Source organism: Pseudoalteromonas atlantica, assembly GCA_007988745.1.
GTDB lineage: Bacteria > Pseudomonadota > Gammaproteobacteria > Enterobacterales > Alteromonadaceae > Pseudoalteromonas > Pseudoalteromonas atlantica.
In genome coordinates this window covers 72,744-85,171 of sequence record BJUT01000001.1, presented here as the reverse complement: position 1 = coordinate 85,171, position 12,428 = coordinate 72,744, and the positions used below count along the sequence as shown (strand labels likewise).

Annotated in this window: 13 protein-coding genes; 9 read left to right on the top strand and 4 right to left on the bottom strand. The window is 40.0% G+C overall.

The window, feature by feature from the left end; genetic code table 11:
* The first annotated feature begins 179 nt into the window (after nt 1-179).
* The 4 genes from PAT01_RS00395 to PAT01_RS00380 all read left to right on the top strand — a co-directional run bounded on the left by PAT01_RS00395 (nt 180) and on the right by PAT01_RS00380 (nt 3,292).
* Nucleotides 180-1,544, top strand: coding sequence for a COG3014 family protein (locus PAT01_RS00395; protein WP_138578226.1), 1,365 nt, complete (start codon nt 180-182; stop codon nt 1,542-1,544).
* A gap of 8 nt (nt 1,545-1,552) precedes the next feature.
* On the top strand, nt 1,553-1,978 hold the full coding sequence (locus tag PAT01_RS00390) for a YcfL family putative periplasmic lipoprotein (protein WP_024032667.1): 426 nt from the start codon (nt 1,553-1,555) through the stop codon (nt 1,976-1,978).
* Nucleotides 1,979-1,989: 11 nt separating this feature from the next.
* Nucleotides 1,990-2,607, top strand: coding sequence for a penicillin-binding protein activator LpoB (gene lpoB / locus PAT01_RS00385; RefSeq protein WP_024032666.1), 618 nt, complete (start codon nt 1,990-1,992; stop codon nt 2,605-2,607).
* A 217-nt stretch (nt 2,608-2,824) separates the two neighbouring features.
* Nucleotides 2,825-3,292, top strand: a complete 468-nt coding sequence (locus PAT01_RS00380; protein ID WP_004587767.1) for an outer membrane lipoprotein — start codon at nt 2,825-2,827, stop codon at nt 3,290-3,292.
* Between the two features lie 84 nt (nt 3,293-3,376).
* On the opposite strand, the gene PAT01_RS00375 is transcribed toward PAT01_RS00380, so the two are convergent.
* Entirely contained in the window at nt 3,377-4,594 is a 1,218-nt protein-coding gene (locus PAT01_RS00375; protein WP_004587766.1) for a pyridoxal phosphate-dependent aminotransferase, read from the bottom strand.
* A gap of 263 nt (nt 4,595-4,857) precedes the next feature.
* Nucleotides 4,858-5,202 carry an Hpt domain-containing protein gene (locus tag PAT01_RS00370; RefSeq protein ID WP_029772072.1) on the bottom strand — a complete coding sequence of 115 codons (345 nt, stop codon included), beginning with the start codon at nt 5,200-5,202 and terminating at the stop codon, nt 4,858-4,860.
* Nucleotides 5,203-5,339: 137 nt separating this feature from the next.
* Between PAT01_RS00370 and PAT01_RS00365 the strand changes: the two genes are divergently transcribed.
* The 3 genes from PAT01_RS00365 (at nt 5,340) to PAT01_RS00355 (ending at nt 7,493) form a co-directional block, all read left to right on the top strand.
* Nucleotides 5,340-5,936 carry a tRNA-uridine aminocarboxypropyltransferase gene (locus tag PAT01_RS00365; RefSeq protein ID WP_138578228.1) on the top strand — a complete coding sequence of 199 codons (597 nt, stop codon included), beginning with the start codon at nt 5,340-5,342 and terminating at the stop codon, nt 5,934-5,936.
* Between the two features lie 16 nt (nt 5,937-5,952).
* The gene (locus tag PAT01_RS00360) at nt 5,953-6,735 is read left to right on the top strand and encodes a CLCA_X family protein (RefSeq protein WP_138578230.1); all 783 of its coding nucleotides are present in this window, start codon (nt 5,953-5,955) and stop codon (nt 6,733-6,735) included.
* 98 nt (nt 6,736-6,833) lie between these two features.
* Nucleotides 6,834-7,493 carry a type IV pili methyl-accepting chemotaxis transducer N-terminal domain-containing protein gene (locus tag PAT01_RS00355; protein WP_154944357.1) on the top strand — a complete coding sequence of 220 codons (660 nt, stop codon included), beginning with the start codon at nt 6,834-6,836 and terminating at the stop codon, nt 7,491-7,493.
* A 92-nt stretch (nt 7,494-7,585) separates the two neighbouring features.
* Here the strand turns inward: PAT01_RS00355 and dcd are convergent, their stop codons facing one another.
* Together dcd and apbC are read right to left on the bottom strand one after the other, a co-directional pair.
* Nucleotides 7,586-8,173 (bottom strand): dCTP deaminase, encoded by a 588-nt coding sequence (gene dcd / locus PAT01_RS00350; RefSeq protein ID WP_004587761.1) that lies wholly within the window; start codon nt 8,171-8,173, stop codon nt 7,586-7,588.
* A gap of 6 nt (nt 8,174-8,179) precedes the next feature.
* A complete protein-coding gene (apbC, locus tag PAT01_RS00345) occupies nt 8,180-9,256 on the bottom strand; it encodes an iron-sulfur cluster carrier protein ApbC (protein ID WP_138578234.1) in 1,077 nt (358 codons plus the stop codon).
* Nucleotides 9,257-9,443: 187 nt separating this feature from the next.
* Between apbC and metG the strand changes: the two genes are divergently transcribed.
* Nucleotides 9,444-11,465 (top strand): methionine--tRNA ligase, encoded by a 2,022-nt coding sequence (gene metG / locus PAT01_RS00340; protein WP_064385641.1) that lies wholly within the window; start codon nt 9,444-9,446, stop codon nt 11,463-11,465.
* Between the two features lie 257 nt (nt 11,466-11,722).
* Complete coding sequence (locus PAT01_RS00335) at nt 11,723-12,379, top strand: bifunctional 4-hydroxy-2-oxoglutarate aldolase/2-dehydro-3-deoxy-phosphogluconate aldolase (protein ID WP_154944355.1); 657 nt, start codon at nt 11,723-11,725, stop codon at nt 12,377-12,379.
* The last annotated feature ends 49 nt before the right edge of the window (nt 12,380-12,428 follow it).

Genomic DNA, 12,428 nt, shown 5'->3' with positions numbered 1-12,428 from the left:
GATTTGCCTACCTTAAATACACGTAATTTAACTAACGCGCGCTGACCTTAGGGAGAATGATTTTTAAATCCTCACAGGTCTATATGCCCTAAAGTAGGCTACGCTTTTTTACACTATTTCACACAAATCCAAAACCAGAGTATGTTAATCTTTAAAACCTAACTATATAGGAGTGCTCAGTGCGCCAAAGTATAATTTTAAGTGTTTGTTTTATATTAAGTGGATGCAGCACCATAGGCTTTAATGATTTATTTAACGACTATGCAAGCCAAATGACGCCTGTAAGAAACGCAATTCAAAATAACAATATTGAACAGGCTCAATCACTTATTGCCAACAATAGTAAGTTACACAGTAGCTATTTACTTAACCAATTAGAGCAAGCCCGTTTAAAAGACCTTGCTAACGAGCAAAGTCTTTCACAACAACAATTTGAAAACGTATACGCCCAGGTACAAACAAAACGAGAAGCAGCAAAAATTCAATTAAGTGCAGGGCTTGAACAAAGTAACGCCTTATTCACTAACGACTCTGCTATTACCTATGTACCACCGGCATATGAAATGAGCATGCTACATAGCTACAAAGCACTTAATTATGTATACAACAGTGATTTAGAAGGCGCCTTGGTTGAAATACGTCGCGCTAACAAAGTACAAGTCGATGCACTTGCAGATAATCAAACACAAATAAACGACACAATAGAGCAAGCACAACAGCATTACCCAAGTATGAGTAATGTGACACGCGGTATTAAAAATGGTTTTCAAAATGCCTTTACGTTTTATTTATCTGCGCTGTTGTACCAAAGTGATAAACAATACGATGATGCCTACATTGATTATAAAAAAGCATTAGAGATTCAACCTGACAATCACTACTTACAGCAAGATGTAATGCGATTAGCTAAAAAGCAAGGTTTTAATCAAGATTTAGAAGAGTTTGAGCGCTGCTTTAGCCCATTAAAGCCCCTTCATGCTAATCACGGTGAAGTGGTTATATTGGTTGAACAAGGCTTAGTGCCTAAACAAGATGAATTTAAATTACGCTTGCCTATTTATACCTCAGGTGGCGATGCGCGTTTTTACAGTTTAGCAATGCCGGTTTATAAAGATAATGCGTTTATAACTAATATTAATGGCGTAAATATAGGTTCGCAAAATTTAGAGCTCAACCCATTAGTGCATATAGAAGCATTAGCGGCTAAAACATTAGAGCAACAAATACCGGCTCGCGTATCTAGGCAAGTACTACGCTTAGTAGCCAAAGAAAAAGTGCGCGCAGAGCTGGCACGTAGCACAGGCGATGTAGGCAATATTATTGCTAATATTTATAATTTGGCGTCTGAGCAGGCTGATACACGTAGCTGGCTTACTTTACCTAATCAAATAAGCATGGCACGTAGCAGTTTAAATGCAGGGTCGCATACACTTTTAATAGGCAACCATGCGCCTATTAATTTTACCGTTAGTAAGCAAGGGTTAACCTTAATTTACCTAACCTCTATTAATAACTATTTTAACTACCATGTGGTTCAACTCTAGGAGTCATCATGAAATATACTTTGCCATTAGTGGCTGCATTAATGCTTGGGGCATGTGCAAGCCAACCTGATACATCAGGCATTTCGGTTGAGCAAAGCAAAAATACATTTAACGAGCAGTTACATGTTGATAATCCTGCTCTAGGTGAAAAGCTTGCCATTACCGATGTTAAAACACGCCAAACAAACCAGTTAACCGACGTGGTAGTAACACTAAGCAGCCAATATAAAAAGTCGCAATATTTACAGTATCAGTTTAATTGGTACGACAAAGACGGGTTTGTAATTAAAGGAAACCACTCACCTTGGCAAGCCTTAACACTGTTTGGTTTTTCTAAAACACAATTACCCGGCTTAGCGCCAACACCGGATGCGGTTACATTTTCGCTCGCTGTAAGAGAAGTGTCTACCGACGCACAAGAATTTAAAGAATAAGGGTTATAAAAATGATCACTACACAATTTAAAACGTTATCGAGTTATGCAGTTATTGGCCTCAGCGCCCTCATTTTAAGCGGTTGTGCCAATAAAGCCGTAGTTAGTTATGGCGACGCGCAAGCAGTAGAAACCACCGATATAAACTTTGGCTCTACCGATTTACAAAAAGTAGCCAGCCAAATGACCGACTCACTACTCAGCTCGCCGGTTATTGGTACAATGACCCAAAACAAACGCCCTGTGGTATTTGTTGAGCGCATTAAAAATAAAACCAGTGAACACATAGACACTGAATCTATTACCGACTCAATCTCTACGCAACTGTTGCGCAGCGGTAAGTTTCGTTTTGTTGACATGACCCGTGTTGAATCAGTACGTGAGCAGCTTAACTTTCAAAACGAAGATGCCCTTGTAAACCCTGCCACCGCAGTTGCCTTTGGTAAACAAATTGGTGCGCAATACATGTTGTACGGCAACTTATCGAGCATTGTTAAATCAAATGCTGATAAATCAGATGTGTATTACAAATTTACAATGCGCTTAATGGATATGCAAAGCGGCCTAGTAGAGTGGGCAGACGAAACTGAAATTCGTAAAACGAAAGAAAAATCGACATTTGGTTGGTAATAATACCAATTCGCTTAATTAACTGATCTATTTTGAGGCTAGTTAAACGCGTTGATAACTAGGAAAAAAATGACTGTTTAGTTGTTTTAAATGAGAATTTTTTAACGCAGGTAGCGACACGTTTAGCCGCAAAATGATTAAGTATTTTTGCGCATTGGTATACATATCCACGCAAAGGCAAAATATCGCCTTTGCGTAACACCAACAGGAGAGACCTATGAAAGCCTTAACCATAGCAATGTGTGCATTGCTTACACTCAGTGCACCAAGTTTTGCTAACTATGAGCGAAACAAAGCCGTGCCTGTACAACAGGTTTTATTTGGCGATGTAAAATCTGTACGTAAAATTACCGAACAAGAGCTTGTGCAAGACAAAAACAATGGCTGGAAAACCTTTGGCGGCGCCCTACTCGGGGGTGTTGTCGGTAATCAATTTGGTGGTGGGAGCGGTCGTACCGTCGCCACTATTTTAGGCTCAGTCATTGGCGGAAGCGTGGCGCATAATAATCAGCAAAAAAGCTATTATAAGCAAACACACCTAGTAGAGTTATTGATTCAGGTAGAAAACGGCGATCAATACATGGTGGTACAAGACCAAGACCAGTCAATGCGCTTTAGTAAAGGTGATAACGTACGGTTGGTCTATTTAAGTGATAATACCGTAAGAGTTGACCGCGCGTACTAATAAGCCCTATCAGCATTATCGCGTAAATAAAAAACGAGCTAATTAAGCTCGTTTTTTATTTTACAGCGCATTAGTTGGGATTAACTAAACTTGGCGATAGTCTTTAAAAAAGCGCTGCATTTTAAGCATCGCACTCGATAAATCGTCTTTGTTAGGTAAAAACACTAACCTAAAGTGATCAGGCTCTGGCCAATTAAATGCACGCCCATGCACTAATAATATTTTTTCTGCTTTTAGTAAATCAAACATCATTTTTTCATCATCAGTGACATTAAAATGAGCCGTATCTACCTTAGCAAACGCGTAAAGCGCCCCTTTTGGCTTTTTACAGCTTATCCCTTCAATAGCATTAAGCCCACGCCAAGCAATATCGCGCTGAACATATAATCGCCCGCCTGGGTCGATTAAGCTATCTATTGATTGCACGCCCCCTAGCGCTTGTTGTATCGCATATTGCGCGGGTACATTGGCACACAAACGCATAGACGATAAAATATCTAGCCCTTTACGTAAATCTTCCATTGCAGAAGTGCGCCCGCTTAGTACCATCCAGCCCATACGAATACCCGCTGCACGGTAAGTTTTAGCTAAGCCATTAAAGGTAATAATGGGCACATCGTCGCATAGCGCACCAATTGAGGTGTGAGTGATGCCATCGTATAAAATCTTTTCGTAAATTTCATCGCTAAGCAGTAACAGCTTATGCTCGCGCGCCACATTAATTAACTCTAAAAGTAAATCGTCACTATAAACCGCCCCGGTTGGGTTATTAGGGTTAATTAGTACAAGCGCTTTTGTTTTAGACGTAATTTTACTTTTTATATCAGCAATATCCGGAAACCAGTCTTGCTCTTCATCACATAAATAATGAACAGGGTTGCCGCCTGCTAATTTAACTGACGCGGTCCACAGAGGGTAATCAGGCGCAGGAATAAGCACTTCATCATCGTTATTTAATAACGCTTGGGTGATCATTTGAATAAGCTCGCTCACCCCATTACCAATATAAATATTATCTACATCTAAGTTATGTAAACCTCGTTGCTGGTAATGCTGATAAACCGCTACACGGGCTGAATATAACCCCTTAGAGTCGCAGTAGCCTTGGGCCGAATACAAATTACGAATAATATCGCGGTGCATGTCCTCTGGCATATCAAAACCAAACGCCGCAGGGTTACCAATATTAAGCTTTAGTACCTTTTGACCTTCGTCTTCCATTTTTTTGGCTTGCGCTAAAACCGGTCCACGAATGTCATAACATACACCTTCTAATTTGTGACTCTTTTTAATATCTGACATTTTTACCTCTTTGGGGCGAACTGGCTTTATGGAAAAAAATAATTAACTAGGAGTGGGTTTGTTCAATGTGAGGGTTATAACCTAATGGGCTCGGTAAAATTGTGTTACTAGCCCAAGGGTGGCCCTTGGGCAATGCGTGATCAAATTTATTATCGAGAGGCCAAACACGCCCTAGTAAAGTCTAAGACTACCCTAGTAAAGGCGTAAAATGCCAGCGTAATTAGTTGCTTAATACTGAAATAAATTCACGTTAACAAATAAAGTTAATTAGACTCTACCCACGCTCTTAATTGGGCCTGCGAACCACTTACTTGCGCCAATAAATCTGTAGATGCAGTAACAGCTTGCGCTAAGTTATCTTGATTTAGATTAAGCTCAATATCACGGGCTACATCAGATAAACTCGTGGCACCAAACTGAGCCGCGTTCGACTTTAAACTATGGGCATGACGAATCGCCGCTTCTTTATCGTTACCAATGGTTGCAATTACTTCATTACCAAGGCGCTCAAATTCACTGCAGCAAAATTCAAGTGTATCTTTAAACTGCTCACCAAGTAACGAATGCATACTTTCTAGAGCAGCCTCATCTATTTGTACTTCTGTCATATTTTAAGCCCTTCTAAACATTCCGTGTCATTTTATAATTAATAGTATTACTGTATATCTATGCGTAAAAAAATCCAACTTTATTACTTTATAAATGTATAATTATCAAAATACACTCGCAATAAAAAGTTTAATTAATGACTCGCCAAGTTTGTGAACGCTGTTTGTTTACGCCCTCTACCTGTATATGCGGGGCCATTAAACGTTTAACAAATAAAGTTAGCGTGGTTATTCTACAACACCCCAGTGAAGAAAAAATAGCGAAAAACACGGCAAAATTGCTTAATTTAAGCCTAACTGACTGCAAAATAATCAAAGGGGAAAATAACACCGACTTTGCCATGCTCAACTCTTTACCTGTTAAGTCCACGGTACTGCTCTACCCTAATGAGCACGCCACCAACTTAGATGATACAAACCCAAAGCAAGCCTTAAGTAACATTACGCATTTAATCGTGATTGATGGCACCTGGAAAAAAGCCTATAAAATTTTGCAGCTGACCCCGCTACTCACTAAATTTAAAACAGTGAGCTTTAAGCAGTTACCGCAAAGCCGTTACGCTATTAGAAAAGCCCCCAGAGCCGACAGTCTTTCTACGCTTGAGGCCGTTGCACATAGTTTGTTGTTAATAGAGCAGCTAAACCCTGCCCCGCTTTACAATTTATTAGACGAATTAATACAAAAACAAACCCAACACATGCCCGAACACGTAAAAGCACGTTACTTAAATTAGCCACCATTAAATGTAAATGCGTAATTACCCAAACAGATTAAAACGCGGATTCATTCGTAAAGGGCCAGACTACCGCTTTGACGACCAAGTTGACTTTAGTGATATTAGAGACACCTTTGGCTTTAGATCTATGGTTGTAGGAAAATGGGTGACCAAAGAAGAGCATTTTATTAGTGCAAACTTAATTTACGATGCCCTCGCCGACCTTGCTCAAATATTACATTTACCGCCCAAAGCTATTGGCCTGCGCGGCAAACTAAATTTTGCCTTTGGGCATGGCGGTCAAAAAGGCGTCCAAGCGCATTATAACGCAGCTTCACAAACCCTTGCTTTAGCAAAAAACGCCGGCGGTGGCGCATTGGCTCACGAATGGTTTCATGCGTTTGATCATCATATAAGCGAGCATTTATTTAATGCAAAACCTCGCTTTGGTTTTGCTTCAAAGCTGTGGCTTGCTAACACGCCTAATTTAGCCCATCCGCTAAATAGTGCACTCGATAAGTTTTACCAAAGCGTGTTTTTAGATGAAAGCGGCGCAAACGCCAATAATTACGTACAACGCTGCATTACGTTCGATAAAGCGCAAAACATGCATTATATGAGTATGCCTGAGGAGCTTGCAGCACGCTGCTTTGAAGCCTGTATAGATGCTCACAGCACTATTCAAAATAGCTTTTTGGTTAGTGGCTTAAAAAGCAGTAACTTGATATACCCAAGTGCTCAACATGTTAATAAGGCAAATGAAGCGCTTAATAAGTATTTTGAACTACTGGGTTATGCACTTCATAAATCTCAATAAGCCACAAACTACCTTGTAAACTTTAATTACGTGAAAAATCTTATATTTAATCTATCCTATCCTAAAGCATTAATAATTTTAAATTAAGTAGCAATTAAATGGTAAATACTGATTTTACAAATAAAAAGCATGGCGCTATCTCTTTTGTTTATATTGTTCCCTTAACTGTAATTGCAATTTTATCTATCTGTATTCACTTTATGCTTGATGAAGTCATTGAAGCGCAAACCGATACTGGAAAACTCGTAAATGAAAGTGGTCAACAAAGAATGCTTTCGCAACGGGTGATCATGTTTACTTTAGAGTACTTAATGTATGGCTCGCAGGATTCTAAATTACTGGCCATTAATGCTTTAAACTCTTTAAAAAATAATCATAAATACTTATTAAGTGAGCATTATGGGGCGCAAGTATTAGGCGATGAAAGCCCGCTATCTAACGAGTTGTTAGCAATGTATTTTAAAGAGCCTGTTAATGTCGATAAAAAATTAAGTATGTTTTCAGATAGAGTTGAAGAAGTACTAAAGTTAAAAACACAAACACTTAATTTAGATACAGTGCAAGAAAGCTTTTTTTCTTTAGCAAAAGAGCCGCTTTTAAAAGCGTTTAATACGGTAGTTATGCAGTACGAAAAAGAGAGTGTTGACAGGGTTAAAAGGCTGCACACTATTCAAGGCATTGTAATTATAGTTATTTTATTATCTATATTAGTCGAGTTTTTACTCGTTTATAAAGCCAGAAATAAAAAACACATTTAATATCAGTGTAAGCAATAATGCACATTGGCATAAATTATTAAGCGTTTAAGCTAGCAAAAAAAGCCCTTTAAACGCTTAATAGTTTTATATTGTTATAGGTTATCGTCGCTAATGCGGCTTGCTACCGCACTACTTTGATCTTTATATTTTGCATCTTTACGAATGTTATAAGGGTTTTCGCAGGGTCCTGAAAGCATTTCAAAGCTCATTGCACCAATTTTCATCATTGGGCGCAGCGCTAGTGGTAACTTACCTGAGTTATAAAATTCTAAAACAATATTGCCGCTCCAACCTGGGTCGATTCTGTGCGCTGTTACATGCACCATCAAACCTAAGCGGGCAAGTGATGAACGACCATCTAACCAGCCTACTATGTCGGCAGGAAGTGTTACTTTTTCATGCGTAATGGCCAATGCCAGCTCACCTGGGTGTAAAAAGAAAGCTTCGCCGTCGGCAAGCTCAATCTCTTCACTCATTATTGATTCCATAGCCTTATTTAACTGATCTTTAGGGCCACTTAAATCTACGTACGCTGCGTTATGTGCGTTAAAGGTTCTAAATTTGTTCCCTAAACGCAAATCGGCTGTCACACCCGAAATCATTTCATTAGTCGGCGCAGGCTCAATCACTATGCGGCCATCGCTTAAATATTCTTTAATATGGGTATCTGAGAGTCTCATTTTTTCTTAGTCCTGCGTTATCACTATCTCAACACTGTGTTGGTGCTGCTGATAAAAAAGCGTGCTGGCAATCAGTCTTGCCGCTGCGCTGTATGTGTTGCTAATAGCCGCGCTGGTATCGCTGGCGATTAATTTACCTTGCTCTGAGTATTCACGAATATTTATGGCAAGTGGAATATGGCTTAACACCGGTACGCCGTGTTTATGGGCAAGTTTTTCTGCGCCATCTTTGCCAAATACATGGTTGGCTTCACCGCAGTGGCTACAAATGTAGTGACTCATATTTTCTATAAGCCCAAGCACAGGTACGTTAACTTTATTAAACATTGCAATGCCTTTTTGCGCATCGGCAAGGGCTAAATCTTGTGGCGTAGTCACAATAACAGTGCCGCTGGCAGGCACTTTTTGGCTCATTGTTAGCTGTATATCGCCCGTACCCGGTGGCATATCAACAATTAAATAATCAAGTTCGCCCCAATCAGTTTCGTTTAATAATTGGTTGAGCGCTCCCGATGCCATTGGCCCTCGCCATACCGTTGCGTCATCACTTGGCACTAAAAAGCCGATTGATTGCGCTTTAATGCCGTTGGCATCAAATGGCTGAAGCAGTTTGTTATCTTTGGTTTGCGGCTCTGCGCCTACAAGCCCCAATAACATAGGAATAGATGGCCCATAAATATCAGCATCTAAAATCCCTACTTTTGCGCCTTCGCTTTTAAGCGCCCCAGCTAAATTTACAGCGGTAGTGGATTTTCCTACCCCCCCTTTACCTGAGGCAATCAGCACAATGTGTTTAATGGCTTTAAACTTTGCAGGCTCTTTTATAGTCACCACAGAGTCTATGGTAACCGGTGTATTTATACTTTCACTTACGTGCTGCTCAACTAACGGCATTTCTGATTGAGCCGCAAATGGCAGCGTTATTTTAATGTGTATTGATTTATCGTCATTTTGCGAAATGGTATCAATAAAACTTTCATCAATACCTACGGCAAATGCCGCGCTTCGATACGCCGCTAAGGCAGTAATAATCGGTTGTTTTTGCACCGATTTAGAGGAGAATAGTTTCGACAGTCCAAACATAGCAATTAAATAGCGTTTCTTTGATGAAAAGTGCCACAGAATTATGTAACATTCAGGGCATTAACACCAGTCAATTAACAAAAATCCATAAGCTGCGCGTACCGTTAGTCCAAAGCTTATGGATAAATTAATGATAACCGCCTTTTTTGTAGTAAAAATGGTGGTTTATCCTCAATTCGGAATGATTATGACGCAGCGAAAGATCCTCATTACCAGCGCATTACCTTATGCAAATGGCCCTACTCACTTAGGCCATTTATTGGAATATATTCAAACTGATATTTGGTCACGTTTTCAAAAGCTACAAGGCCACGAAGCTTATTATGTTTGCGCCGACGATGCTCACGGCACGCCAATTATGCTTAATGCGCAAAAGCAAGGGATCACGCCTGAAGAAATGGTTAAAAATGTAAGCATTGAACGCCAGCGCGACTTTGCCGACTTTAACATCAAGTTTGATAAATACCACAGCACCCACAGCTCAGAAAATAAAGAGCTGAGTGAGCTTATTTATAACCGCCTTAATGATGCGGGCCATATTAAAAAGCACACTATTTCACAGTTATTCGACCCTGAAAAAGGCATATTTTTACCAGATCGCTTTGTAACAGGCACTTGCCCAACGTGTAAGTCTGAAAACCAAAATGGCGATAGCTGTGACTCGTGTGGCGCAACTTACAGCCCAACCGAATTAATAAACCCGCGCTCGGTAATGTCAGGTGCAGAGCCAATTTTAAAAGATTCAGAGCATTACTTTTTTGACCTGCCAGCATTTGAAGGCATGCTTAAAGAGTGGCTACACTCGGGCTCTATTCAGCAAGAAATGGCGAATAAGTTAGATGAGTGGTTTACCGATGGCCTGCAACAGTGGGATATTAGCCGCGATGCGCCTTACTTTGGTTTTGAAATTCCAAATGCACCGGGCAAATACTTTTACGTATGGCTAGATGCGCCAATTGGCTACATGGCAAGCTTTAAAAATCTATGTGACGAAAAAGGCCTCGACTTTGATGCATTTTGGGCTGAAGGTTCTGATGCTGAGCTTTATCACTTTATTGGGAAAGACATTATTTACTTCCACAGCTTATTTTGGCCAGCCATGCTAGAGGGCGCTAATTTTAGAAAGCCAACTAACGTGTTTGCACATGGCTTTGTAACCGTCAATGGCGAAAAAATGTCTAAATCAAAGGGTACGTTTATAAAAGCACGTACTTACCTTGATAACCTAGACCCAGAGTACTTACGTTATTACTACGCAGCTAAATTAAACAGCGGTATTATTGACCTTGATTTAAACCTAGAAGACTTTGCACAACGTGTAAATTCAGACCTAGTAGGTAAAGTAGTAAACATAGCAAGCCGCTGTGCAGGCTTTATTACTAAAAAGTTTGACGGTAAATTAAGTAGCACAATTATGCAGCCAGAACTACTTGAAGAATTTCAAGCTGCTGCACCGAGCATTACTGCCCACTATGAAAACCGTGAATACAGCCGCGCGATTCGTGAAATTATGGCCCTAGCCGACAAAGCCAACCAATTTATTGATGCCGCAGCGCCATGGGTACTCATTAAAGATGAAGCAAAACAGCAAGAAGCGCACGAAGTGTGTTCGCTTGGCCTTAACTTGTTCCGTGTTTTAATTACCTATTTAAAACCTGTATTACCAGGTATGGCTGCAAACGTAGAAGCCTTTTTAAATGACGACTTAGCATGGGATGGCGTTCAAAACGCGCTCGTTGCACATCCTATCAATAAATTTAAGCCGCTCATGCAACGTGTAGAAATGGATAAAGTGAACAAAATGGTTGAAGAATCAAAAGAAAGCCTAGAATCAAAAGTAACAATTGACCCTAATAGCCCACTGGCAAAAGAACCAATTGCGGATGAAATTGAATTTGATGACTTTGCAAAAGTTGACTTACGCGTTGCTAAAATTGCTAAAGCAGAGCATGTTGAAGGCGCCGATAAGCTACTTAAACTTACGCTAGATTTAGGCGGTGAAACACGCCAAGTGTTTGCTGGTATTAAATCGGCTTACGCACCAGAAGACATTGAAGGCAAACTGACTGTAATGGTTGCAAACCTTAAACCTCGTAAAATGCGCTTTGGTATGTCAGAGGGTATGGTATTAGCTGCAGGCCCTGGCGGTAAAGAAATTTACATTCTTAACCCAGACGATGGCTCAGAGCCAGGCATGCGTGTAATGTAATTTATTACTTATAAAAAACCGCTGAAATATCAGCGGTTTTTTTATGAGAAAAAAACGTTTATACCAATTCGTTTAGTTAAGTGTGCTATTTTGAGGGTGCAAAAGCGTGTTGATAACTAGACAAAAAATTCGCTATTTAGTTATTCAAAATGATCAAAGTGATAGCTTTTTAACGCGTTTAGCACCAAAATAATTAAGTATTATTGCCGATTGCTGTTACACGTGTGACTCTGGATTAAATAAAGTGAAGTGACATTATGAGCCAAATTTTAAATGCCAACAGAATAAAAATAAGCAACCAAATAAAGCAACATAAGTTAGTTGCTATACTTCGCTTAAAGCAACAAAGCGATGTAGCCCCCTTAATTAATTGCTTAGTCAATGCAGGCATTAACGCGCTAGAAATCACCTCAAATACACCTGGCTTTGAGCAAGAAATAGCAAAAGCACGCGCTGCTTATAAAAATACACTCATTGGCGCTGGCACAATAATTAACACCGCCCTTGCGCAACAAGCGATTGATGCCGGTGCGCAATTTATAGTTACACCAAATACTAATCAAGCCGTGGTAGAGCTTGCTCACCGCCATGGTTTACCTGTGTTAATGGGCGCACTCACTCCTACCGATGTTGCCAATGCAATAGAGCATAACGCCGATATTATTAAAGTTTTTCCGGCAGGCAGTATGGGGATTAATTACTTTAAAGCGCTAACGGGGCCTTTTTCTGATGTGCCATTAATGCCCGTAGGCGGCATTAATTTAGACAACCTAACACATTGGTTTGCAGCGGGGGCATGCGCAGTGGCGGTAAGTAGTGATTTTAGTCAGCCGTTAAATAACAAACAGCAATACGACACATTAAGCCAATTGGTGTGCAAATACATATCAGCGGTCGCTCACTTAACAAACTAAATAATACAGCTAAAAGTGAGCTTTTATTAAAGGTAATACAGCTTTAATA

Coding starts and splice junctions, on each gene's coding strand:
- PAT01_RS00390 (WP_024032667.1), top strand. CDS start 1,553: ATGAAATATACTTTGCCATTAGTGGCTGCATTAATGCTTGGGGCATGT.
- lpoB (WP_024032666.1), top strand. CDS start 1,990: ATGATCACTACACAATTTAAAACGTTATCGAGTTATGCAGTTATTGGC.
- PAT01_RS00380 (WP_004587767.1), top strand. CDS start 2,825: ATGAAAGCCTTAACCATAGCAATGTGTGCATTGCTTACACTCAGTGCA.
- PAT01_RS00375 (WP_004587766.1), bottom strand. CDS start 4,594: ATGTCAGATATTAAAAAGAGTCACAAATTAGAAGGTGTATGTTATGAC.
- PAT01_RS00370 (WP_029772072.1), bottom strand. CDS start 5,202: ATGACAGAAGTACAAATAGATGAGGCTGCTCTAGAAAGTATGCATTCG.
- PAT01_RS00365 (WP_138578228.1), top strand. CDS start 5,340: ATGACTCGCCAAGTTTGTGAACGCTGTTTGTTTACGCCCTCTACCTGT.
- PAT01_RS00360 (WP_138578230.1), top strand. CDS start 5,953: ATGCGTAATTACCCAAACAGATTAAAACGCGGATTCATTCGTAAAGGG.
- PAT01_RS00355 (WP_154944357.1), top strand. CDS start 6,834: ATGGTAAATACTGATTTTACAAATAAAAAGCATGGCGCTATCTCTTTT.
- dcd (WP_004587761.1), bottom strand. CDS start 8,173: ATGAGACTCTCAGATACCCATATTAAAGAATATTTAAGCGATGGCCGC.
- apbC (WP_138578234.1), bottom strand. CDS start 9,256: ATGTTTGGACTGTCGAAACTATTCTCCTCTAAATCGGTGCAAAAACAA.
- metG (WP_064385641.1), top strand. CDS start 9,444: ATGACGCAGCGAAAGATCCTCATTACCAGCGCATTACCTTATGCAAAT.
- PAT01_RS00335 (WP_154944355.1), top strand. CDS start 11,723: ATGAGCCAAATTTTAAATGCCAACAGAATAAAAATAAGCAACCAAATA.